Here is a 23,846-nt window from a genome sequence, read left to right as displayed (position 1 = left end):
GATGTTACCCGAACAATACACGCAAAGCTTCCTCTACCTTCTTTACTGGAATAATCTCGATGTCGAACTTGTTTCTGTCGAGTCCCTGCAAGTTGTGCTGCGGAATGATAATCTGTTTGAATCCGAGTTTTGCTGCCTCGGCTATGCGCTGCTCAATGCGAGCTACAGGGCGGATTTCCCCGCTCAGACCCACTTCGCCGCACATGCAGATGTCGTGGTCCAAGCCTGTGTCTACGTTACTGCTCAGAACGGCGGCGATAATCGAGAGGTCGATGGCAGGGTCGGTAACGCGCAGTCCACCGGCAATGTTAATGAACACATCTTTCTGCATCAGTTTAAAGCCCACGCGCTTTTCCAGAACGGCGAGAAGCATGTTAAGTCTTCGGTTGTCGAAGCCCGTCGCGCTGCGCTGTGGCGTTCCGTATGCCGCCGTGCTCACCAGAGCCTGCGTCTCAATCAAGAACGGACGAACGCCTTCAATAGCGCTGGCAATAGCCACTCCGCTCAATCCTTCGCTGTCCTTGCTCAGAAGCAACTCAGAAGGGTTGTTCACCTCGCGAAGGCCGCTCTGCTGCATCTCGTATATTCCGAGTTCCGAAGTACTTCCGAAGCGGTTTTTTATGCTTCGCAGAATACGGTACATATAGTGTTGGTCGCCTTCGAACTGAATAACAGTATCTACGATGTGCTCTAAAACCTTCGGACCTGCCAAAGTTCCTTCCTTGTTTATGTGCCCAATCATTATCACCGGCGTGTTGCTTTCCTTTGCGAATTTCAGGATTGATGCCGCACATTCGCGCACCTGACTGATGCTTCCCGGCGAACTTTCTGCCGCCTCGGTGCTTATGGTCTGGATAGAGTCGATGATTAGAATCTCTGGAAGGACATTCTTGACGTGAGTGTAAATCTGTTCGAGCGATGTTTCGCTTATGATATACAGATTTTCGAGTTCGTTGATGTCTCTGCCCGGCATTCTGGCAATAAGTCTTTCGGCTCGAAGTTTGAGTTGTCGTGCGCTTTCTTCTCCGCTGACATACAGAATCTTCATGTCTGGCAGGTTGAGCACCGTTTGCAGAACGAGCGTAGATTTTCCGATTCCCGGTTCACCGCCGAGCAGAACCATGCTTCCGAGCACCAATCCGCCGCCAAGAACGCGGTTCAGTTCTTTGTCGCGCATGTCAATTCGCGGGTCTTCGCCACCCTGAATCTGACTGAATCTCACAGGCTTTGCTCCATTCGGGTGAAGCACGCTGTCGCTCGATGCGTATCTGCTTGCAGCCGCCGACGAGTTGCTTTCTTTCCTTACAACCTGCTCCACAAAAGTGTTCCATGCACCGCAGGCAGGACATTTTCCAATCCATTTAGGCGAGTCGTAGCCACATTCTTTGCAAACGTATACTGTTTTTTCCTTGTTAGCCATAAATCAATGTTAATGTGGGGCGAAGATAGTAAAAAAAACATTCACTCTTATTATAATGTAAAAATAATGCATTATCTTTGCTACAATTGTGGCAATGCGTAGTTGCTGGCAGATGTTTTGCGCTTTGCCAAAGGTTATTAAAAACGGATATCATTGATTATAATCGAAATATGAAACTAAAGCATTTATTCTTATTAGGATTGGTGGCGATGGCTACGGTCAAGTCTGTGGCTGCCGATGACAAGTTCCCAGACGGAACCGTAATTCCTGAATGGTTCAGAAACATCTCAGTTCCGACATTGGCAGAGCAGGGCAGGGCATACGTCATCACAGACTATGGAGTGGTTAACGACAGTACTATTATTCAGACAGAGAGGATTCAGGCTGTTATCGACAAGGCGGCTCAAGAGGGTGGAGGCGTTATTGTTGTTCCCGAAGGAACTTTCCTCAGCGGCTCGCTTTTCTTCCGTCAAGGCACAAACCTTCATCTGAAGAAAGGTGCGACTATAAAAGGAAGCGATGACATCAGCAATTTTCCGATTATGAAGACCAGAATGGAAGGTCAGACGCTCGACTATTTTGCTGCGCTCATCAATGTTGATAACGTAAACGGATTTAAACTGACGGGCGAAGGCACTCTCGACGGTAACGGCTTGCGCTATTGGAAGTCGTTTTGGCTCAGAAGAAAAGTTAATCCTAAGTGTACGAACATGGAAGAACTTCGCCCACGACTCGTATATGTTTCGAATAGCAACGAGGTTCTCATCGCTGGTGTTAAATTGAAGAATTCACCTTTCTGGACAACCCATCTTTATCGTTCAAACTACGTCAAGTTGCTCGGACTAACAATCACTTCTCCTGCATCTCCTGTAAAGGCTCCAAGTACCGATGCCGTTGATATAGACGTTTGCAATAACGTGCTGATTAAAAACTGTTACATGGCGGTAAACGACGACGCCGTTGCGCTGAAGGGCGGAAAAGGCCCTTGGGCAGACAAGGACGAGAACAATGGTGAGAACACGAATATCATCATCGAAGACTGTAACTACGGATTCTGCCACGGCGCGCTTACCTGTGGAAGCGAGAGCATTCACGACAAGAACATCATCGTTCGTCGATGCAAGATTGACAAGGCAAGCCGATTGCTATGGCTCAAGATGCGTCCCGATACTCCGCAAATGTATGAATACATCACGGTTGAGGACATTACCGGCGATGTTGACAACGTACTTGTTGTGCGCCCTTGGACTCAGTTCTTCGACCTGAAGGGTCGCAAAGATACACCGATGTCTTATTCGCAGAACATCATTATGCGCAACATCAACGTAAATAGCAAGGTCGTCTTTAACTTGGAGAAGGCTGACGGCCAGTATAAACTAAAAGATTTCTTGTTCGAGAAGTTCAATGTTACAACAAAGAATGGCGATCTCGACAAGAGCATAATCGAGAATCTTACTCTGAAGAAAGTCGTTATAAATGGCGATAAACTAAAGTAAGATATTTTGTTGAAAGAGAGCCGTTTCGTTTCTGAAAGGATAGCGAAACGGCTCTCTTTCTTTGTCTTGTACTACAGATGATTTTGCTTGAAACTCAATAAAATAAGTAAAGGACCTACTTTTGAAGCGCGGTTAACCTAAATCAAGAATATTGTCTTTGATGAAAAAATAGTCATAGTAAAATCGTGAATTTTAAATATTTTATGTACCTTTACACCCGAAATTCAACCTTTCTATATATTAGAAGAAACAGACTATATAAGGGTTTGGCGAACATTTGTTTATAATTTGTTTTTGCTGGGTTAAGATTATACTATGGATGTACAAATAATAGATGATGACTTGCTTTCCGTGTTGCACGTGAAGGCTAAAGAAAACGAACGTCTTCGCATGAACTTCGATTTGCGAACGACTCCGGGCGATACATCGCAGCGAATGCTCAATGCGCTCGAACCGGGAACGAAAGTCCCAATACATCGGCACACCGACACATCGGAAACCGTTGTCTGTCTTGACGGATGTCTCGACTGGATACTGTACGAAGAACACCCAAACAATAACGGAGAATCTGATTATACAGAAAAGGCGCGTTATCGCATCTGTCCTCGCGAAAAGAAATTCGGAATACAAGTCCCGCAAGGCGTTTGGCATAGCGTGATAGTACACGAAAGCAGCACAATACTTGAAGCCAAAGACGGAGCTTACAAGTAATGAAAATGGCTTTGAAAAACAAGATGGAAAAATAAAAAGGAAAAAGAACAAACTTTAAATTTAAGTACGAATATGAGTCCTATAAGAAGAATAACAGGATGGTATTTCTGCAAGGATGCGCTGCCATATTGGTGCATATTATTGTTGGATAGCGTGGTCATCTTTTTTATTGGTATATTTACCTATTGGATGATTCACAAGTCAATGGTTTTGTTGGAGAACCGCTTTGATGTTATAACGACGATGGCTGTTTACTCGCTGCTTGGTATGGTCGGTGCTCGAATGTACAGCACTTATTCGGGCATTGTGCGCTATTCATCTTTCGACGATTTGCTTAAGGTTGCTTATGCAAATGTTGTAACATTGGCATTGGCACTTCTTGTTTCGTCTATAATGAAGGAAGAGGGTATTGCTGCTTTGTCTGCATTGTCGCGTGCCGAGACACTTATAACAATGGTGCTTGCAACAATGGTTATGTGGGGCATACGCGTAATGGTAAAGGTGCTCTACGAGGTTTCTACGCTCGATTCGAGAACGCTCCGTGTGTTTATCTATGCCAGGGAGTCTGATGGTGTTGGACTTGCCAAGAATATCCGCACTCAGCGACCACGCAGATTTGTCTTGAAGGGATTCATTTCTTCTGACACGAGACTGAGACACGCTCGCCTAATGTGCTGTAAAGTCTACAATCCTAACGACGATCTTGCAGACATTATCAAGAAAGCGCGTGTAAAAGGTATTTTGGTTAGTCCGCAGTGTGTTGATGAATTCCGCAACAATCAGGAAATACAGAACGTGCTGATAGGTGCAGGCTGTAAGATTTTCATGGCTCAGCAGGCAAAAGAAGCAAAGGTTGAAGACGGACAGATTTCAGATGATAACGAAAACCTACAGTTAAGAGAAGTTTCGGTAGAGGACTTGTTACCACGCTCAGAGATAAAGGTCGACTTGAAGTCGGTTGGCGAATTGTTGGCAGACAAGCGAGTGCTTATCACAGGAGCAGCAGGTTCTATTGGTTCTGAGATTGTCCGTCAGGTGGCTAAGTTCCATCCAAAGGCAATGATGCTTATCGATCAAGCCGAGACTCCGGAACACGATATTCGTCTGATGATGGCGCGCGATTATCCGGGCGTGAAGGCTACGACGGTGGTTGCCAGCATCTGTAACAAAACGCACATGGAGAAGGTGTTCAATTCATTCAGACCGCAATATGTGTTCCATGCAGCAGCATACAAGCATGTGCCAATGATGGAGGACAATCCAAGTGTGGCTGTACAGAACAATATCTACGGAACAAAAGTCATTGCCGACCTTAGCGTTAAGTATGGTGTTAAGAAGTTCGTGATGGTTTCTACCGACAAGGCTGTGAATCCGACAAATGTGATGGGCTGTTCAAAGCGTATCTGCGAGATTTACGTTCAGAGTCTGAACAGAAAACTCCGTATGGATTCGGAAAACAAGTTCGACGCTATGTCGGCGGTTCAGCCAACTCAGTTCGTAACAACTCGTTTTGGAAACGTGCTCGGCTCAAATGGTTCGGTTATTCCGTTATTTAGAGAGCAGATTAAGAAGGGCGGTCCTGTAACTGTTACAGACGAGAGAATTGTCCGCTTCTTCATGCTCATTCCAGAGGCTTGTAAACTCGTTCTCGAGGCAGGAACAAAGGGCAACGGTGGAGAAATCTTCGTATTCGACATGGGTAAGCCTGTGAGAATTGCCGACCTTGCAAAGCGTATGATTGCGCTCTCAAATGCCAAGAATGTTGAAATTAAGTATACAGGTTTGCGCGAAGGCGAGAAACTTTACGAGGAGGTTCTCAACGAGTTGGAAGGTACAAAGCCTACGTTCCACGAGAAGATTCGTATTGCCGAGGTTCGCGAGTATGATTACGAGGCTGTATGCAAGGATATCGACGAACTTGTTGAGATTTCAAAGCAGTACGACAATATGGAAACGGTTAGAAAGATGAAGGAGATCGTTCCAGAGTACAAGAGCAACAACTCTGTCTATGAAGAGATTGACCGTGAAATTGAACGTAATAAGAACATTCGTGTTCAGGAGAAAAAGCAGGCGAAGAATGTTCAGGTTATGTACGGCTAAATATACGCTGGTATCTCACTAAAAGATAGTACCTAACATGAAAGAATAAAAACAGGAAGCAGCGGAGTGGCAATCAGATGTCGCTCCGCTGATGTTTTTGTTGCAAACATAAAAATCCTCTCAACGCCGAAATGTGATGAGAGGATTTGCTTTTATATCTTGTTTGAATATTGTTTTCTAAAGTTCAATCTTTGTCACGCTTCCGAATGGCGGAATATGTTCGAACATTCCTTCCATTTTAAGCAGACCGGCATAAACCATGGCACAGAGAATTGTGCCGCCGTGGCAGAATATTGCCACATTCTCGTATGGTTGTTGACGCAGTTCGGTTATAAAACTTGCAACGCGAGCTGCCATGTCCTGATAGCTTTCGCCGCCCGCAGGCTTGATGTCAAGGTAGTCTTTATACCATTTTTCAAGATTAAGGTCTTTGATGTCGTCGAATTTCTGCATTTCCCAGTCGCCAAAGTCCAGTTCCATTATGCGAGGCTCTTGCTCTGCTTTTGGAAAGCCGCAATATGTCGCAAGTTTAACAGAACGACTCAGCGGACTTGTATAAACCTTGTCGAATTTAATGTCTTTTATCTGCTCCAAAGTACGGGAGGCTTCCTCCTCGAACGTGTCGCTGAGGGGAACATCCGATCGACCGTAGCACACGCCCGGCGCCACGTCAACAGATGTATGTCTAATAAAGTATGTATTCATTATTTTTTAATTGTTTTTTATTTTAAAGATGCTGCTGAAGCGAGTTCGTAAAGATAAGGCTGTGCGCAGCAATGTAGAATGTTAGTTCGCTAATGAGAAATATTGCACCCTCGTCGCCGTTGCAAAACCGATGTTGCCTCATGCTCATGATGCAGAGCAGCAGAGCCGAAGTGATGATAGGTGCAAAGCCTACAATCCAGAACATTTCGGGCAATGTGAGTAACAGCGGTGCGAAGCCGAACAAAGTTCCGGCAATTATTGTTGCAGCGCTTTTCTTGTCGTATCTGTCTGTGCCGTCTGAGTCTGGCTTCAAAATATCTACCGAGAACGATGCGCAGTATTTCGAAAGACAATCTCCCGAAATCATAAGCCACGGAAGCCAGATTGAAGGCAGTTCCTTCAGCGTTATGAACATTAGCAAGAAGTAGACAATTAGCACGATACTTCCGTCTATGCCGGCTTTGGCTGACAGCGTTTTCAACCCTTTCTCTTCGCGCCCAGCAGTGATGGCGATTCGTGCAGCGATGGCGAGCATCAGAGCCACCGGATGCGAAACCAACCGGCTTGCCAGAATGTAGACAATCGCCATGCTTCCGCCAGTGAACCAGCCGACAAGACTCCAAAAATCGAAGGCTTTTGCCTTGCAGTCTTCCGGAATGTTCTTCAGTTTTCCGAATGGCAGAGCGGTAAAGTGCGCGAACGATGCAAGAATATGATTAAACATATCAGTATCCGCTGCGATATTTGCCCTCTTCCTTGTCGTCGAGCATCGAAAGATACGATGTATATCGGCTTTCGCTTATCAGATGTTGCTCTACGGCTGTGCGGACGGCGCATCCCGGCTCGTGCGTGTGAGTACACTGGCATCCGAACTTACAGTTCTCGCTCATGGCGAAGATTTCCTTGAAGTAGCCGCCAATCTCCTCTTTTTCCATGTCGAAAGTACCGAAACCCTTTATTCCTGGAGTGTCTATGAGCGCTCCCTTGCGGTAATCGCCGTCTGAGATTGCAAACATCTCGCTGAAGGTTGTGGTGTGCATACCCTTGTTGTGATATTCGGATATGTCGCCAGTCTTTACGTTGAGGTCTGGGAGGATTGCGTTTATCAGCGTGCTCTTGCCAACGCCCGAGTTGCCGCTGAAGAGGGTGATTTTGCCTTCGAGTTTCTGGCGGAGTTCGTCAATTCCGTCGCCGTTCAGAGCCGACACCTTCATGCATTCGTATCCTATTGAGGTGTAGAGGTTTATCATTCCGTCGAGATACCTGAGGTCGTCCTCGTTGTATCGGTCTATCTTGTTGAAAACCAGCACGACCGGAATGCGGTACGCCTCGGCAGATGCAAGGAAACGGTCGATAAAAGTAGTTGCTGTTTCCGGATAGTTTACGGTAACTATCAAGAAACAGCAATCTATGTTCGATGCCAATATGTGACTCTGTTTTGAAAGATTCGAGGCCTTCCTGACGATGTAGTTTCGTCGGTCTTCGATATTGCTTATGAACGCAGTTCCGTCGGAGTTCGTGATAATCTCCACCCGGTCGCCAATGGCAATGGGGTTGGTGCTGCGTATACCTTTAAGACGGAAGTTGCCTTTTATCTTGCAATCAATAAGTTGGGCATCGTCTGTATAGACGGTGTACCAACTTCCAGTATTTCTTATGACTAAACCGTTCAAAATAAGCCTATACTGTCATTATTTCCTTATTCTTCTCGGCAAGCATATCGTCGATTTTCTTGATAAACTTGTCGTGAATCTTCTGCAAGTCGCCTTCAGCGTCCTTCTCAACGTCCTCTGCAAGACCGTCTTTCAAGCCCTTCTTCAACTTGTCAACGCCATCTCTGCGGGCATTGCGCACGCTTATCTTTGCAGTCTCCGCCTCTTTTGCACATTGCTTGGCAAGCAGTTTGCGTCGTTCCTCGGTCAATGGCGGTATGCCAAGGCGGATAATTTCGCCGTTGTTCTCGGGAGTGATGCCTACCTCGCTGTCGAGGATAGCCTTCTCGATAACCTTGAACATAGACTTGTCCCATGGCTTGATGGCAATGGTGCGTGCGTCTGGAGTAGTTACTGATGCTACGCCGTTAAGCGGAACCATCTGTCCGTAAGAGTCAACACGGATTCCGTCGAGAATCTTAACGTTTGCCTTACCTGCGCGGATATGCGAAAGTTGCTCGTCGAGGAACATTATTGCCATATCCATTTTCTCTGTCACGTCATTGAGACATTCCTTTACATCAATCATTTTTATAGGTTGAATTTAATTGTTCATGAATAATAGGACGCAAATGTATCGATTTTTTTGATACTTTCCAAATGTATAGTGTAAAATATTTAAAAGATAATGTGTGCGGAGAATGCCGGAAATGATGAATATCAATCCGGGAAATATTCATTCGAAAGAAAAAATGCGAAAAAATAACGAATTTTGAGATTTTTTTAGTATATTGGAAACAATTTTAGCGATGGTTTGTGCGTTATAAGGGCATAATAACCATAGAAGTAAAATCAAAAAATATACAATAATAATGTCACAGAATTTCTTACACGAATTGGCAGAACTGAAGCCAATATCACTTGAACAGATGTCGGGAATAAAGTTGATGAACAGACTGGACAACAAGTATGTTGCCAACCGAACTCAACTTGCGCGACTGCTCAAGATGGTTAAGGACAGTTATTTCGTGCAAGAACTGAATGGCAAGAGAATAAGCCCTTATCGCACGGTCTACTTTGATACTGTGGGCGATACGATGTATATGGATCATCACAACGGACGTGCCGACCGAATTAAGGTGCGAGTGCGCACTTACGAAGACAGCAACCTCACGTTCCTCGAGGTTAAGCACAAGAATAACAAAGGACGTACCGACAAAAAGAGAATCAAGGTCGATGGCATCGACCACTGGAACGACGTAAACGAGTGCGAACAATTTGTTAAAAAATACGCACATGTCGGCATCGGAGACATCTCTGCAAAACTGATGAACCACTTCGATCGTATCACGCTTGTGAACTATGCAAAGACCGAACGCCTCACCATCGACCTCAACCTGCAGTTCGACAATTCTCAGAATGGATGTCACAAGGAGATGGGCGACATCGTTATCATCGAGTTGAAGCGCGACGGCCACGTCTATTCACCTGTAAGAAAGTATCTTTACGACCTCAGAATCATGCCGATGGGATTCAGCAAATATTGCATCGGCAGAGCCGTGACGGACGAACATTTAAAGCAAAACCGGTTTAAAACGAGAATAAGAACGATTAACAAAATTAAATCAAAAAGATGAATGAATTGAATGATAGTGTAGCGGTTGCTACTGGCGCTTTTGAGAATATGGCGCTTTTTGACATTGCCGGGCTTGAGGAACTTCTCCTAAGGTTTTTTCTTAATTTATTTTGTGTAGGTGTCGTGGTGCACTGCCTTTATTATCCAAAGTGTAAGCGACGCGATTTTCATTTCACTTTCATGCTGATAGGCGTATCTATTTTCCTTCTTATGTTCTTCATGGGGGGAGTGAAACTGAGAGTGGGAGTGGCCTTAGGACTGTTTGCCGTATTCGGGATAATTCGTTATCGAACCGAGTCGGTGCCCATCAGAGAGATGACTTATCTGTTCATTGTAATTGCCATTTCGGCAATAAATGCCATAGCAACGGGCATCAGTTGGCTCGAACTGTTTGCTGCCGACGTGTTGTTTGTTATGTGCATCTGGCTGTGCGAGAGCAACAGAACCTTCAAGCACATGACTTGCAAACTGGTTCAGTACGATCGTATCGAGCTTATTACTCCAGAGCATGAGGCTGAACTGTACGATGACCTTCAGCATCGCCTTGGCGTTAAGGTTCAGAAGATTGAGGTTGGCTCGGTCGATTTCCTGAAGGACAGTGCCATCATAAAAGTTTATTACGAAGAAGCCAGCGACATCAACTCCGTAAATTGTCTGGCTCGCATGCCTAAAGACTGCTAATCTTATGATACATAGACGATTCTGGAATGCCATAATCATTATGGCACTGATGCCGTGTGCCCTTTTTGCTCAGACTGGGCAGAGCGATTTCGGCATCTGGACGAACATAAATCTGTCGAAACAGATTAGCAAGAAGTGGGACGCTGGCTTCGAGGGCGAGATGCGAACCTGCGACAACGTGTCGGCGGTGAGCCGATGGTCGGGCGCTCTCTTTACATCGTACAGACTGAACAAATATCTGAAAGTGGGTGGCGATTACAACCTTTTGTATCGCCACACGCTTGCCGACGAGAAGTTCTCTACAGGTTTCACCGACAAGGGAAACTACAAGGAAACAACGAAATACTATCCGTCGTATTGGCAGACATCGCACCGTTTTGGCGCGTATCTCACAGGCTCGTACAAGGTTGGTCACTTCGTTTTCTCGCTTCGCGAAAGAATTCAGTACACAATGCGCACGGGCGATTCTCTGCAATATGTCAAGGTTAAGAATGTGTACGACGGAACGTCGGCATCCGACGGACTGAAAAAGTCAGAGACGAGCATCGACAGCAAGGATATTTCGGGCGAAAAATGCCAGTTGCGGTCGCGCCTTAAGGTCGAATACAGCCGAAAGAAATGCGCCTTTGTTCCGTACGCATCAGCCGAATTGTATAACAATCTGACCGATGGATTCTGTGCCGAGAAATACCGATTAACTATCGGCTCAGAATATAAAATTGACAAGAAGAACAGGCTTGAACTTTATTATCGGTTCCAGCGCGATATGGACGACGATTTGAACTCGAACATTCTGGGCGTTGGATATTCACTTAAATTCTAAAATCATAAGAAATGAAAGCATTTAGAGTTGTTGCATCAGCAATGCTGATGGCAATCGTCGTGGCTTGTAACAAGACCGACGACATAACGGAAGATAGACTCAAGGAAATCGAGGAGGAACAGGAAACAACCTCTTCGTCAAGTAGTGATTCGGACGGAAACAAGAACGTAGGCGAAGAGGTCGTTGCCCCATCCGACGGTGACAATATTGCAAACCAGTCGTTCACGAAAGTCGTGAAGATAACGTGGAGCGGTGCTTCTGCCGTGGTTGAGAATCTTCCGGACAATGTGTTTGTAACTGATAACGCATCTGGCAAGGTCGTGCTGACATCGAATGCCGACAACGACGTTTGCTACGAACTCAGCGGCGAGGGCACAGGCTCGCTCAAACTATACAGCGACAAACTTTACAAAGTTTCGCTCAACGGGGTAAAACTGACGTCTTCTGATGGTCCTGCGCTCAATTTGCAAAGTCACAAGCGCGCCTTCATCTATACAGAAGGCGGAACGACAAACACTCTGAGCGATGCTTCGACCTACGCAAGCAGCGAGGAAGACCAGAAGGGTGCAATCTTTGCCGAAGGACAGCTTGTTTTCTGCGGAAACGGTGTTCTTAACGTTGCCGGAAACTATAAACATGCCATCTGTAGTGACGATTATGTCATCGGCATGGGCGGAACGGTTAATGTTACGAAAGCTGCGAGCGATGCCGTTCATACAAACAGTTACATCATCATTACCGATGGCTCGTGGACAACGAAATCGGTTGGCGAAGGACTTCAGGCTGAGGAAGGTAACGTATGCATAACTGGCGGAAAGGTTGATGTTTCTACGACTGGCGACAAAGGTCACGGCATCTCAACAGCCGGAAACTTCCGTCAGACAGGCGGAACGCTCGTGGCATCGGCAAGCGGTGCTGGCTCAAAGTGCATCAAGAGCGACGGACAGGTTAATATCTCTGGCGGAACATTCATGCTCACAACATCGGGCGGCGTTTATAAAGAAAGTTCTTCTGAAGTGAGCACGGCGGCGTGCATCAACTGCGACGGAAACCTCAACATCTCTGGCGGAACATTCAGCATGAAGAGTAGCGGACAGGCTGGAAAGGGCATCAACGTTGATGGCACATCGGTCTACGGCACAGAAGACGGCAGCGGTCCGGAGATGACTATTGTTACAACCGGCTCGGCATACGGCACAAGTAATTCGCAGCAGTTTGGATGGGGCGGAAATACATCGTCAAGTTCAAGCAACAGCAAGGCTATAAAGAGCGATGGCCTGCTTACGATAAACGGCGGAAAGTTCAACATCACAACATCGTCTGACGGAGCTGAAGGTATCGAGAGCAAGACGAATCTGACGATAAACGGTGGCGAAATCTACGTTCAAGCTTACGACGATGCCATAAATGCGTCGGGCGTCATTACCATGAACGGCGGATATGTGTATGCCTATGCCACAAACAATGATGCCATCGATTCGAACTACGGCAAGAGCGGAGCGATTGTAGTGAACGGCGGTGTGATGATTGCGCACGGAGCATCGTCGCCCGAGGAAGGATTTGATGCCGACAGCAACTCGTATCTGAAGTTTAACGGCGGCGCGGTCTTCACTTCAGGCGGTCAGCAGATGAACAGCAGTTCGCCAACATGTACCGTTCCGGTGGTGTATCTTGCAGGCTCTTCAATGTCGAAAGGCTATTTTACTGTTACCGATGCCAACGGAAACGTTGTAATGTCGGTTTATGTTCCGCGCGCCATGAGCCAGAATTACAGTTTTGTAAGTTCGTCGGGCATAAAGAGCGGTTCTACTTATAAGTATGACGTGCTCAGTTCTGCTCCTTCAAACTATACGTCAAGTTGGGGCACTTATTATTACGAGGGCGGAACGGTTTCTTCGACCCTTGGCAGCAGTTTTACTGCAAGTTCTGGCTATTCAACAACGGGAAGCACTTCGTCTTCGAGCGGAGGAATTCCGGGACGATGGTAATTTATCAAGATTTGTTTTTACAAATTTCCTTCTCGCACATTGTTGCGGGAAGGATTTTTTTTATCACTATGCGAGTTCGGCATAAGAAAAACTGCAACAATATGCGAGTCGCGAATCGTTATTTGGAAAAACATAAAAGAACAAAGCAGATGACAAGGGAATAGTAAGGGGCAAGTAAGCCGCAAGGTAAGTTGAAGGTACGTTGTAGATACGGGATGGTTCGGAGTAGCAAGCCGGAAGGTACGTTGTAGGAACGGGGTAGCTACGGGGTAGATTCGGGGAAGATACGTTCAAGTTACGTTCAAGGTTCGGGGAAGCAAGCCGATGATAATTGACAATTCACAATGGACATTAAACTTGAGATTTGAAAAAAGAAAGTTGAAAAATCTCAGGAGAAGAATCAAGATTGAGTCCATATCACCCCGAGCAAAGTATTATTGAATTTAAGCCGAATGGCATATTAATAAAAAACTCGCAACCAACGGAATTTGGCTGCGAGTTTTTTTTGTGTATCATAAAGGCGAATGTTTAGTTGTGAACAAGAGTTCCGATGTTTTCGCCGTCCATAACTTTTTTGAGGTTGCCAACGATGTCCATGTTGAAGACATAGATTGGCAGATTGTTCTCCTTGCACATTGTGGTTGCCGTGAGGTCCATAACCTTCAGGCCCTTGTTGTAGATTTCATCGTAAGTGATGTCGTTGAACTTGGTAGCCGTCGGGTCTTTTTCTGGGTCGGCTGTGTAAACGCCGTCAACGCGAGTTCCCTTCAGCATCACGTCTGCCTCAATCTCGATGCCGCGAAGCGATGAGCCTGTGTCGGTAGTGAAGTAAGGATTACCTGTTCCGCCCGACATGATTACAACCTCGCCGTTTTCCATTGCCTCGATAGCCTTCCATTTTGTGTAGAACTCGCCGATAGGCTCCATTCTGATGGCTGTCAGAACGCGGCTCTTGCAGCCTATTGCGCCAAGTGCGCTGCTCAGTCCGAGACTGTTGATGACAGTTGCGCACATGCCCATCTGGTCGCCCTTAACGCGGTCAAATCCCTTGCCTGCTCCGCTCAGTCCGCGGAATATGTTTCCGCCGCCAATTACGATGCCAATCTGCACGCCCATGTCGTGAACTTCTTTTATCTGTTGTGCGTACTCGTTAAGACGCTTAACATCAATACCATATTTCTGTTCGCCCATCAGGCTCTCTCCGCTAAGTTTTAGCAGAATTCTCTTGAATTTAGTCATTATGTATTTTTGATTATTTAAGATATTATCTTTTTCGCTTGAAGAATTTTTGCATCAGTTCGGTAGCCGTCTCTGCCATAAGTCCGCTTGTTACCGATGTTTTTGGATGAAGGGCTGCCGGCGCAATTTTGTGATAGCCGCGCTTTTCGTCTTCCGCTCCGTAAACGAGCCGCCCTAGTTGCGACCATCCAATGGCTCCGGCGCACATCACGCATGGTTCTACTGTTACGAACAGCGTGCAGTCGTTCAGGTATTTTCCGCCAAGCATCTGGCTGGCTGCCGTTATTGCCTGAATCTCGGCATGTGCCGTAACGTCGCACAGCGTTTCCGTAAGGTTGTGCGTCTTTGCAATCACCCTGTCGTGGCACACTATTACTGCGCCTATCGGAATTTCGTCCTCGTCAAAAGCCTTCTGTGCCTCGGCAAGAGCCATTTTCATGTAAAAACAGTCGTCCATATTCCGTGGTTATCTGCGCATATCGTGTTCGGTAAAAAGGGTGGGGCAGTCGTTCTCCTCGTTCTTTCTAATGAAGCCAAGGATAACTTCGCGATACCATCTGCCTCGGTTTGTTATCTTGTATTTTTCAAGATAACGGTCTATGATTTTTGCCTCGTCGTCAGAAAGAAGGCAGACAATGCGTTTCTGTCGCTGAACAGGAGCCTTTTCTGCTCGTTTTCTCAAGTTTGTTTTCATATAAATGCAAAAATAATTTTTTTTGTTTCAACAAAACCAATTTTCTTAAAGTTTTTTATATTTTTGCACATATTATGGCTGAGCATAACAGAATAGGAAATGAAGGTGAAGATGCCGCCGTAGATTATCTTGTTAGGCTGGGATATGATATTCTTCATCGCAACTGGAGATTCGGGCACTACGAACTTGACATCGTTGCCTATGATCCGGACGATAAGAAAGTAGCGGTTATCGAAGTGAAAACACGTTCAACTATAGATTTTGGAAATCCGGAAGATGCTGTAACTGAAGGTAAAATCCGCAGGATAGTCTCGGCAACAGACGCATACATAAATGAGTATGATGTTGACGAGGATGTCAGGTTCGATGTTATGTCGGTGGTAAAGAGTAGTGATAGCGGATGGAAAATCTGTCATATAAAAGATGCTTTTTTCCCTCCCTTGTGGGAATAAGGTTTTGAAACAAAAACATAGCAATTAAATCTTTTTGTACATATGGGATGCAATGACTATATTGTGTTAAACCTGAAATCGACGGCTTCGACCAACGATTTTGTCAGAACTTTGTCTAAGAGTCTGAAACCCGATAATCCGTATGTTGTGGTGCGTACCGACTATCAGACCAATGGACGCGGACAGACTGGAAATTCGTGGGAGTCGGAAGACGGCAAGAATCTACTTTTCAGCGTTCTGTATCGCCCAAAAAACGTAAAGGCAAAAAATATGTTCTGCCTTTCGCAAGCCATTGCCCTTAGTATTAAGGAAGTGCTGAGCCTATACATCAAGGATGTGACAATAAAATGGCCGAATGACATTTATTGGCACGACAAGAAGATAGCAGGCATCTTGATAGAGAACGAGTTGAGCGGAAAATTCGTTGACTCGTGCATAATGGGTGTTGGCATAAACGTAAACCAAAAGGTCTTTCTGAGCGATGCGCCAAACCCAGTTTCGATGATACAGATAATAAATTCCGAGATTCCCGTAACCGAACTTCTCGAACTTATAATGATAAGGCTGAAGAGTTTCGTTGAACAGATTGAGCGTGGCGAATATCTCAGAATCGAGACAAACTACAGTCATTCGCTCTACCGCGGAAGCGGCTATTACGAGTATGAGGATGATAACGGACGCTTCGTTGCCAAGGTTCACAACATCGAGCCAAACGGCGTTCTTGTATTGCTCGATACCGACGGAAAGATGCGCGAATATCAGTTTAAGGAAGTAAGATTCATTATAAGCAACAAAAAAGAGGGTTGATTGGAAAAATCAATCCTCTTTAAAGTCTATATACTCGCCTTCGTCGCTCGAAAATACTTTCTTGTGTCCCGAAGGAGTCTCGTCGGTATTTATGTTTCCGTTCTGCTGTCTGCGGTTGCTTTGTGCATTGCTGAAAGGCTCTTTTCTCGACGTCTTTCTGCCCAGTCCCAAAAAGTTTCTTACCATATTGAATGCCGACAGCACAAGTATGAGAAGGAAAACTATAATCAGCAGTAGGATGAATCCTAATATTCCAAGAATGTGAATCATTTGTTGTAATTGTCTTTATTTCCGTAGGTTGGCGGAGTAACTGTTACATAGTTCAGAAGAACAGACAATACGATGTACCATGCTATTGCGGCTGCAATTCCAGGAATCTTGAGCCATGCTATCAGCACGATGCTAACAGCCAGAAATGTGTATCTTACCTTATTGTCTTCCCAGCTTAGGTTCTTGACTTTCAGCGAGAACATCGGAATCTCTGCCACCAAGGTGTAAGAGAAAATCAACATCAGAAATATCAGCAGCAGAATGTTAAAGTGCTGAGATACAAGGAAATCCTTAGCACCTACAATCAATGCTCCCCAAAACAATGCGTTTGCCGGAGTTGGAAGTCCGATGAACGATGTTGTCTGACGTGTGTCGAGGTTGAACTTGGCCAGTCTGAGAGCCGAGAACGCCGCCATTATGAAGGCTGTGAAAGGCAGGAAAGCCTTCCAGCTTACAGGAATGAACGACGGATACTGAACCTGAGTCATTACTGTGAACAGCATTGCCGAAGGAGCAACGCCAAACGTTACGCAGTCGGCAAGCGAGTCGAGTTCCTTGCCTATAGGCGATGACACATGCAAGGCGCGTGCCGTCATTCCGTCAAAAAAATCGAACACCGCACCGAGTATTATAAACAGAAGGGCTGTCTGCAAGTTGTAGTTGAATGCAGCGCCCGCTGCTATACATCCGCAAATAAGGTTGCAGCATGTAACGGCATTAGGAATGTTATTCTTTATTAAAGACATCTTTTTCTGCTTATTTTAGTTTTGCGATAACAGTTTCGTTACCAACGGTCTTCTGGTTCATGTTTACGCATATTTCAGTTCCGAGAGGAAGATAAACGTCAACTCTCGAACCGAACTTTATGAATCCCATGTGCTCGTCAATATAGCACTGGTCGCCCTCCTCGGCGTATGTAACAATGCGTCGAGCCACGGCTCCGGCAACCTGTCGTGTAAGCACCTCTGTTCCGTCGGCAGTCTTGATGATGACTGTTGAACGCTCGTTGTCGGTACTTGCCTTTGGCAGCCAAGCCTCCATGAATCGGCCGCTGTGATGCTTAACGCTTGTGATTGTTCCCTCAACGGGATACCAGTTGGCATGAACGTTGAACAAACTCATGAAGATAGAAACCATTATTCTTCTGTCGTGAAAATACTCATTTTCATCAACCTCTTCAATAACAACCACCTTTCCGTCGGCAGGAGCGACAACGATTTTGTTGGTCTCTCCATCATAGATTCTTATAGGGCAACGGAAGAAATTTACGGCAATAGCGTATGCTACGAGTGTTATTGCCAAAATCACATAAAATGCTATACTGCAACATTCAAAAAGAGTGTAGTATATTCCAAAGTTAAGAATTGCAAGTAAAATAACTCCTGCAATCAGGATGTGAGTACCTTCGTGATGTAAACGAATTTTTTTTATTTTTTTCCTTATTTTCATTATCGGTATTTGGCCTTTTATCGTGCAAATGTAGCGTTTATTTGCCAAAGATGCAAGTTTTTTATAAATACATTTGAAAAATACTATGTTTTGCTTCTTATTTTTTTACGGGTTGATAACTTTTGTGTAAATTGCAGCGTTTTATAATTTTTTACATTTTTTATGGTAGATTTTGTTCACTTACACGTTCACTCGCAATACTCCATTCTCGACGGACAGGCTTCGATAAAGAAGATGATTGACAAGGCTATAGCCGACGGAATGAAGGGTATGGCGCTTACCGATCATGGCAATATGATGGGCGTGAAGGAGTTTTTTGATGAAATTTCGGGACGCAGGGGAAAGGCAAAAAAAGCCATAAAGGCAGATCTGGAGACGCTCTCGAAGATTGATGACGGAACTTTTGCGCCTGCCGGGGACGAGACACGCTCGGTTGACGAAATCAGGGCTGATTTGCAGAAATCTATCGAAAAGAACAAACGCATAGCCGATTTCATGCCTATCTTCGGATGCGAGATGTATGTTTCGCGCCGCAACGACATGAGACTGAAGGACGGACGTATAGACCAGAGCGGATGGCACCTCATTGTGCTGGCAAAGAACGAGCAGGGATATCACAATCTTATAAAACTGGTCTCAAATTCGTGGATTGACGGATTTTATATGCGTCCGCGAACCGACCGCTCTGAACTCGAACGCTATCACGAGGGACTGATTGTCTGCTCGGCCTGTATCGGTGGCGAGGTTCCGAGAAAGATTCTCGACGGAAACTACGAGGCGGCAGAGGAAGCCATCCAGTGGTATCACAATCTGTTTGGCGAGGATTACTATCTCGAACTTCAGCGACACGAGGTTAAAGATCCTAATCAGCGTGCCAACCGCGAGACGTTTCCGCTTCAGCAGACGGTTAATGCAAAACTTATTGAATACAGCAAGAAATTCGGTATAAAACTGATATGCTCAAACGATAGTCACTTTGTAGACGAGGAGAATGCCGAGGCGCACGACCGCCTTATCTGTCTTGCCACCGGAAGGGATTTGGACGACCCTGCCCGAATGCTCTACACCAAGCAGGAATGGTTCAAAACCCAGCAGGAGATGAACGAGGTGTTCAGCGATGTGCCTGAGGCTTTGGCTAACACGCTCGAGGTGCTTGGCAAGTGCGAAATCTACGATATCGAGCATCCGCCAATCATGCCGTTCTTTGCAATCCCGAAGGAATTCGGAACGGAGGAGGAATATCGCGAGCGCATCACTCCCGAGGAACTCTATAACGAGTTTACGACCGATGAGAACGGCGAGAATCCGCTTCCGAAGGAGGAGGCTGACAGCAAGATTAAGAAACTTGGCGGAATTGACAAGCTGTATCGCATCAAGTTCGAGGCCGACTATCTGGCAAAACTCGCCTACGACGGCGCAAAGAAACTCTACGGCGATCCGCTCGAAAAGAACGTTGCCGACCAGATAAAGTTCGAGTTGCACATCATGAAGACGATGGGTTTCCCGGGTTACTTCCTTATTGTGCAGGACTTCATCAACGCGGCGTTCAACGAGCTGGGCGTTTCGGTTGGTCCGGGACGTGGCTCGGCTGCCGGCTCTACGGTGGCATATTGCTTGGGCATCACTAAAATCGACCCAATCAAGTACGACCTTCTGTTTGAGCGTTTCCTGAATCCCGACCGTATCTCGCTTCCCGATATCGATACCGACTTTGATGATGATGGCCGTGGCGAACTTCTGCGCTGGGTTACCGAGAAATACGGAGCCGAGAAGGTGGCGCACATCATTACATACGGCGCGATGGCTACAAAATCGGCGATAAAGGATGTTGCGCGAGTTCAGAAACTTCCGCTCGAAATTTCGAACAAACTGTGTAAGCTTATTCCCGATAAGTTGCCCGATGGTTTGAAGATGAATCTGCCGAACGCAATAAAGTGCATTCCCGAACTTCAGCAGGCTGAGACATCGCCCGACGACAATCTGCGCGACACGATAAAGTATGCCAAGATGCTCGAGAACAATATCCGCAACACCGGCGTTCATGCCTGCGGAACAATCATCTGCCGCGACGCAATTTCCGACTGGGTTCCTGTAAGCACCGCCGAGGACAAGGAAACGGGCGAGAAACTGAGTTGTACGCAGTACGACGGACACGTTATCGAATCAACAGGACTCATCAAGATGGACTTCCTTGGTCTGAAAACGCTTTCAATCATAAAGGAAGCCATCGAAAACATAAAATACAGCCTTGGCGTAATCGTTGATGAAACCAAATTCCGTCTCGACGACCCTGCCACATACAAGCTATATAGCGACGGACGAACCATCGGTACGTTCCAGTTCGAGTCGCCCGGAATGCAGAAGTATCTCCGCGAACTTCAGCCTTCAACGTTCGAGGACCTCATTGCCATGAACGCCCTCTACCGTCCGGGCCCTATGGATTATATTCCCGACTTCATCGACCGTAAACTTGGACGCAAGCCAGTAGAATACGATATAGACTGCATGCAGAAGTATCTGAAGGATACCTACGGAATTACCGTGTATCAGGAGCAGGTGATGTTGCTGAGCCGACAGCTCGCCGACTTTACCCGAGGCGAGAGCGATGCCCTTCGTAAGGCGATGGGTAAGAAGAAGAAGGACATCGTTGACAAGATGAAGCCTAAGTTTATCGAGGGTGGAAAGAAGAACGGACACGACCCGGCAATCCTCGACAAGATTTGGGGCGACTGGGAGAAATTTGCGTCATACGCCTTCAACAAGAGTCACGCAACGTGCTACTCGTGGGTTGCCTATCAGACGGCTTACCTTAAGGCACACTATCCGGCGCAGTACATGGCAGCCGTTATGAGCCGAAGCTTGAACAGCATAACCGATGTTACCAAGTTGATGGACGAGTGCAAGAGCATGGGCATAAAGACGCTCGGACCGGATGTGAACGAGTCGGGCGTTAAGTTTGCCGTAAACCACAAGGGAAACATCCGTTTCGGAATGGGAGCCGTTAAGGGAGTGGGCGAGAGTGCCGCTCTTGCCATCATCTTGGAGCGCGAGCAGAACGGTGCTTTCAAAGACATCTTCGACATGGTTGAGCGCGTAAACCTCTCGGCATGTAACCGCAAGGCTGTCGAAAACCTTGCATACGCCGGAGCGTTCGACTCGTTCGGCATTAAGCGCGAGCAGTTCTTTGCACCAAACAGCAAGGGCGAACTGTTTATCGACTGCCTTATAAGATACGGAAACCAGTATCAGACGGTTAAGAAGGAAGCCACAAACTCGCTCTTCGGCGGATTCGATGCCGTTGAGATAGCCAGGCCTGCCATCCCTAATGCCGAGGAATGGACGGCTCTTGAGAGGCTGAACCGCGAGAAGGACCTTGTGGGCGTGTATCTTACAGCCCATCCGCTCGACGAGTATGCCGTTATCCTGAACGAGGTGTGCAACACATCTGCCGCCGCCCTGAAGGACAAGGACAATTTGCCTGCCGACCGCGAGACGATAACCGTTGGCGGAATAATAACTGGCAAGCGCGAGGGCATAAGCAAGAACGGAAAGCCTTTCGGCATCGTTAGCCTCGAAGATTTCAACGGCGCGGGCGAACTGGCTCTCTTTGGCGACAGTTGGACTAAGTGGCGCGACATCATTACCGTTGGAGTGGCAATCTTTGTTGAGGCGGGCTTCGAGGTGAGCCGATACGACCCTTCAAGGCGATTCTTCGTAATTAAGAGGATTCAGTACCTTAACGATGTGAGCACAAAGCTCATCGACCGCATAACCATTACCATGCCAATCGACAGCATCGACAAAGAGTGCGTGTCAAACCTCTATTCGCTCTCCGAGATGGCAAACGGAACGGCTGAACTCGACTTCAAGATAAAAGATTCTGACGGAATGTCGTACTTGCTCTTCCAATGCAAGAAGTTCAAGGTGAATCTAAACAGAAATCTCTACGAATATATAAAGTCTAACTCCAGATGGGAACTCAACGTTGACTACTCGATGGAACAGGCTTGAGAAAAATAAGAATGTGTTTAACCAATTAAAACAGTAAGAATTATGGCTTTACAGATTGATTCAGACAACTTAAAGGAGCTTTTGGCAGGCGAAAAGCCTGTTGTGCTCGACTTTTGGGCTACTTGGTGCGCTCCATGCCGCATGATTTCTCCAATCATCGAGGAACTTGCGCAGCAGTTCGAGGGTCAGGTAGTTATAGGCAAGGTCGATGTCGAGGAAAACGAGGACTTGGCTGTTGAGTACGGCGTCAGAAACGTGCCAACAATTCTCTTCATAAAGAACGGCGAGGTTGTTGACAAGCAGGTGGGCGCAGCCTCAAAGTCGGCTTTCGAAGAGAAGATTAAGGCTTTGTTGTGATTTTTAACTTAAAAGGAAATAAATTATTTATGTCAGACGGATTGGACGAAATTATGTCGGCTGTAGGAGGCGACATTGAAGAGGTTAATTATGTGCGAAGCCACATCTCTCCAGAACTTCAGGCTAAGTTCGACGATGAGCAGATACAGTATTTTGTAGACGTCATCTTCGAGTACATAGACAGCAAGGACGAGGACGAGGAGATTGTGGTTGACGACGTTGCGCAGTATGTCGTTGCTCAGGCTAAGAAAGAAGAATTCGGAGTATTCAGCCTCGACGACATCTCGGCAGTTGTAGATGCCGACTTGGACTTCCTCGAGGGAGTTGAATGAAACAGATAAAGCCATCTCTTTTTATTGAATAAGAGATGGCTTTTTATTTGTGTCTTGTGTTGGGTATTCAATAATTTTTTAGAGGAGACACGATGAAATGTTTGTATATTCTTATAATAGTATTCTTGCTTGCATGTTCTTCAAATGTCCCATGTTAAGGCACTCGGATTCTGAAACCCGAGTGAGCGAGATACATCTGGCGTTTCAGCGTTTCAGCGTTTCAAGTGTTTCAGAGGGTATATTATTGTTTCGAAACCTTTATATATAATATATAACTAATTAATAATAAATAAGTTATATAATATAGAATAAGAAATTGAAACCTGCATAGGGGTATCTGAAACGCTGAAACGCTTTGCGTGCTAAAGTTCATATTATCAATTGTTTATGAATTTCTACAAAGGCAAGTAACACAAAAATCCGTTACAACATTCCCCTAAAAAGATGCAGAAAAAGGCTAAAACATCCCAATTCGGCATCGGCATCGGACGAGAGAACGCATTTCCCGAAAAAATCCCGAACGAATCCCGAAGGCATTTTGAACTGATTGCAGATGTATATTTCTGTTTATGGGTAGTTTTCCGTAAGTTCTGAGGGTTTTACGTTTGTTAAAAAGCAAATTATCGTCGCAAAATCAGCAAAGACTTTGCGACGATAATCAAAAAAGTTATTGCTGTCCGGTAAAACATTTTTAGAGTGAAAAAAAATAAGGTCGTATTCCTCGCATGGAATCCGACCCTTTTTGTTATCTTTGTTTTAACCACAAAACAGCAATAACATGGGCAAAGATAGCAATTTTACCGGACAGCCGGTGTATAGTCAGATATTAAATCTGCTTGACCGTGAAAGAATCATGCAGATTAGCCGTGAAACAGAAGGTAGCGAGGCATATGTGAAGCGTTTTGACGGATACCAGCATCTGGTCGTTATGCTGTTTGGCATATTGAATCACTTTGATTCCCTGCGCGAACTGGAGATAGGCATGAAAGCGGAGGCGCACAAACTGCATCATCTCGGTCTGAA

At 46.0% G+C, this 23,846-nt stretch carries 24 protein-coding genes; 13 read left to right on the top strand and 11 right to left on the bottom strand.

Translation table 11 applies throughout. The annotated features are described in order from the left end of the window. Positions 1–4: 4 nt before the first annotated feature. Positions 5–1,420: a DNA repair protein RadA gene (gene radA / locus T538_RS0110500; protein ID WP_031533726.1), complete on the bottom strand. Its 1,416-nt coding sequence runs from the start codon at positions 1,418–1,420 to the stop codon at positions 5–7. 209 nt (positions 1,421–1,629) lie between these two features. On the opposite strand from radA, the gene T538_RS0110495 reads away from it, so the two are divergent. The 3 genes from T538_RS0110495 to T538_RS0110485 all read left to right on the top strand — a co-directional run bounded on the left by T538_RS0110495 (position 1,630) and on the right by T538_RS0110485 (position 5,727). Beyond that, a complete protein-coding gene (locus T538_RS0110495) occupies positions 1,630–2,916 on the top strand; it encodes a rhamnogalacturonidase (RefSeq protein ID WP_051656030.1) in 1,287 nt (428 codons plus the stop codon). 315 nt (positions 2,917–3,231) lie between these two features. Then, positions 3,232–3,627 carry a WbuC family cupin fold metalloprotein gene (locus T538_RS0110490; RefSeq protein ID WP_031533728.1) on the top strand — a complete coding sequence of 132 codons (396 nt, stop codon included), beginning with the start codon at positions 3,232–3,234 and terminating at the stop codon, positions 3,625–3,627. A 72-nt stretch (positions 3,628–3,699) separates the two neighbouring features. Continuing rightward, complete coding sequence (locus tag T538_RS0110485) at positions 3,700–5,727, top strand: polysaccharide biosynthesis protein (RefSeq protein ID WP_051656029.1); 2,028 nt, start codon at positions 3,700–3,702, stop codon at positions 5,725–5,727. Positions 5,728–5,904: 177 nt separating this feature from the next. On the opposite strand, the gene cobC is transcribed toward T538_RS0110485, so the two are convergent. Genes cobC through frr form a run of 4 tightly spaced genes read right to left on the bottom strand, consistent with a single transcriptional unit; the run spans position 5,905 to position 8,673 of the window. Then, the gene (cobC, locus tag T538_RS0110480) at positions 5,905–6,432 is read right to left on the bottom strand and encodes an alpha-ribazole phosphatase (protein ID WP_031533730.1); all 528 of its coding nucleotides are present in this window, start codon (positions 6,430–6,432) and stop codon (positions 5,905–5,907) included. A gap of 22 nt (positions 6,433–6,454) precedes the next feature. Beyond that, positions 6,455–7,156 carry an adenosylcobinamide-GDP ribazoletransferase gene (locus tag T538_RS0110475; RefSeq protein WP_031533731.1) on the bottom strand — a complete coding sequence of 234 codons (702 nt, stop codon included), beginning with the start codon at positions 7,154–7,156 and terminating at the stop codon, positions 6,455–6,457. Position 7,157: 1 nt separating this feature from the next. Next, positions 7,158–8,105, bottom strand: coding sequence for a ribosome small subunit-dependent GTPase A (gene rsgA / locus T538_RS0110470; protein ID WP_031533733.1), 948 nt, complete (start codon positions 8,103–8,105; stop codon positions 7,158–7,160). A 7-nt stretch (positions 8,106–8,112) separates the two neighbouring features. Next, on the bottom strand, positions 8,113–8,673 hold the full coding sequence (gene frr, locus T538_RS0110465; RefSeq protein ID WP_031533734.1) for a ribosome recycling factor: 561 nt from the start codon (positions 8,671–8,673) through the stop codon (positions 8,113–8,115). A 283-nt stretch (positions 8,674–8,956) separates the two neighbouring features. Between frr and T538_RS0110460 the strand changes: the two genes are divergently transcribed. Genes T538_RS0110460 through T538_RS0110445 form a run of 4 tightly spaced genes read left to right on the top strand, consistent with a single transcriptional unit; the run spans position 8,957 to position 13,212 of the window. Then, on the top strand, positions 8,957–9,721 hold the full coding sequence (locus T538_RS0110460) for a polyphosphate polymerase domain-containing protein (protein WP_031533735.1): 765 nt from the start codon (positions 8,957–8,959) through the stop codon (positions 9,719–9,721). Further along, positions 9,718–10,401, top strand: a complete 684-nt coding sequence (locus T538_RS0110455; RefSeq protein ID WP_034539008.1) for a DUF4956 domain-containing protein — start codon at positions 9,718–9,720, stop codon at positions 10,399–10,401. The genes T538_RS0110460 and T538_RS0110455 overlap by 4 nt, the downstream gene beginning before the upstream one ends. Before the next feature lie 4 nt (positions 10,402–10,405). Next, on the top strand, positions 10,406–11,224 hold the full coding sequence (locus tag T538_RS0110450; RefSeq protein WP_081834952.1) for a DUF2490 domain-containing protein: 819 nt from the start codon (positions 10,406–10,408) through the stop codon (positions 11,222–11,224). An 11-nt stretch (positions 11,225–11,235) separates the two neighbouring features. After that, positions 11,236–13,212 carry a carbohydrate-binding domain-containing protein gene (locus T538_RS0110445; protein WP_081834953.1) on the top strand — a complete coding sequence of 659 codons (1,977 nt, stop codon included), beginning with the start codon at positions 11,236–11,238 and terminating at the stop codon, positions 13,210–13,212. Between the two features lie 528 nt (positions 13,213–13,740). Here T538_RS0110445 and pyrH read toward each other — a convergent pair. From pyrH to T538_RS0110430, 3 genes are read right to left on the bottom strand one after another with little or no spacing between them, the layout of a single operon-like run. Further along, the gene (gene pyrH / locus T538_RS0110440; RefSeq protein ID WP_031533739.1) at positions 13,741–14,451 is read right to left on the bottom strand and encodes a UMP kinase; all 711 of its coding nucleotides are present in this window, start codon (positions 14,449–14,451) and stop codon (positions 13,741–13,743) included. 25 nt (positions 14,452–14,476) lie between these two features. Continuing rightward, on the bottom strand, positions 14,477–14,908 hold the full coding sequence (locus T538_RS0110435) for a nucleoside deaminase (RefSeq protein ID WP_031533740.1): 432 nt from the start codon (positions 14,906–14,908) through the stop codon (positions 14,477–14,479). A 9-nt stretch (positions 14,909–14,917) separates the two neighbouring features. Beyond that, positions 14,918–15,133, bottom strand: coding sequence for a hypothetical protein (locus tag T538_RS0110430; protein ID WP_031533741.1), 216 nt, complete (start codon positions 15,131–15,133; stop codon positions 14,918–14,920). Positions 15,134–15,219: 86 nt separating this feature from the next. On the opposite strand from T538_RS0110430, the gene T538_RS0110425 reads away from it, so the two are divergent. Together T538_RS0110425 and T538_RS0110420 are read left to right on the top strand one after the other, a co-directional pair. After that, positions 15,220–15,597 (top strand): YraN family protein, encoded by a 378-nt coding sequence (locus T538_RS0110425; protein WP_031533742.1) that lies wholly within the window; start codon positions 15,220–15,222, stop codon positions 15,595–15,597. A gap of 63 nt (positions 15,598–15,660) precedes the next feature. Then, entirely contained in the window at positions 15,661–16,404 is a 744-nt protein-coding gene (locus T538_RS0110420; RefSeq protein ID WP_231497099.1) for a biotin--[acetyl-CoA-carboxylase] ligase, read from the top strand. Positions 16,405–16,413: 9 nt separating this feature from the next. Here the strand turns inward: T538_RS0110420 and T538_RS0110415 are convergent, their stop codons facing one another. From T538_RS0110415 to T538_RS0110405, 3 genes are read right to left on the bottom strand one after another with little or no spacing between them, the layout of a single operon-like run. Then, positions 16,414–16,674 carry a DUF4834 family protein gene (locus tag T538_RS0110415; protein ID WP_031533744.1) on the bottom strand — a complete coding sequence of 87 codons (261 nt, stop codon included), beginning with the start codon at positions 16,672–16,674 and terminating at the stop codon, positions 16,414–16,416. Then, positions 16,671–17,420, bottom strand: a complete 750-nt coding sequence (gene pssA, locus T538_RS0110410; protein ID WP_051656025.1) for a CDP-diacylglycerol--serine O-phosphatidyltransferase — start codon at positions 17,418–17,420, stop codon at positions 16,671–16,673. The genes T538_RS0110415 and pssA overlap by 4 nt, the downstream gene beginning before the upstream one ends. A 10-nt stretch (positions 17,421–17,430) precedes the next feature. Then, on the bottom strand, positions 17,431–18,123 hold the full coding sequence (locus tag T538_RS0110405; RefSeq protein ID WP_031533746.1) for a phosphatidylserine decarboxylase family protein: 693 nt from the start codon (positions 18,121–18,123) through the stop codon (positions 17,431–17,433). A gap of 162 nt (positions 18,124–18,285) precedes the next feature. On the opposite strand from T538_RS0110405, the gene dnaE reads away from it, so the two are divergent. From dnaE to T538_RS0110385, 4 genes are all read left to right on the top strand, one after another. Next, entirely contained in the window at positions 18,286–22,134 is a 3,849-nt protein-coding gene (gene dnaE / locus T538_RS0110400) for a DNA polymerase III subunit alpha (protein ID WP_051656024.1), read from the top strand. Between the two features lie 42 nt (positions 22,135–22,176). Then, a complete protein-coding gene (gene trxA / locus T538_RS0110395) occupies positions 22,177–22,491 on the top strand; it encodes a thioredoxin (protein WP_031533748.1) in 315 nt (104 codons plus the stop codon). Positions 22,492–22,520: 29 nt separating this feature from the next. Then, the gene (locus T538_RS0110390) at positions 22,521–22,823 is read left to right on the top strand and encodes a hypothetical protein (protein WP_031533749.1); all 303 of its coding nucleotides are present in this window, start codon (positions 22,521–22,523) and stop codon (positions 22,821–22,823) included. A 778-nt stretch (positions 22,824–23,601) separates the two neighbouring features. Then, the coding region (locus tag T538_RS0110385; protein ID WP_031534536.1) for a DUF4372 domain-containing protein at positions 23,602–23,846 on the top strand (245 nt) is incomplete at its 3' end.

Source organism: Bacteroides sp. Ga6A2, assembly GCF_000702225.1.
Classification (GTDB): domain Bacteria; phylum Bacteroidota; class Bacteroidia; order Bacteroidales; family Bacteroidaceae; genus Ga6A1.
Note: the sequence above shows the minus strand (reverse complement) of the source record. Positions and strands in the feature narration are given on the sequence as shown.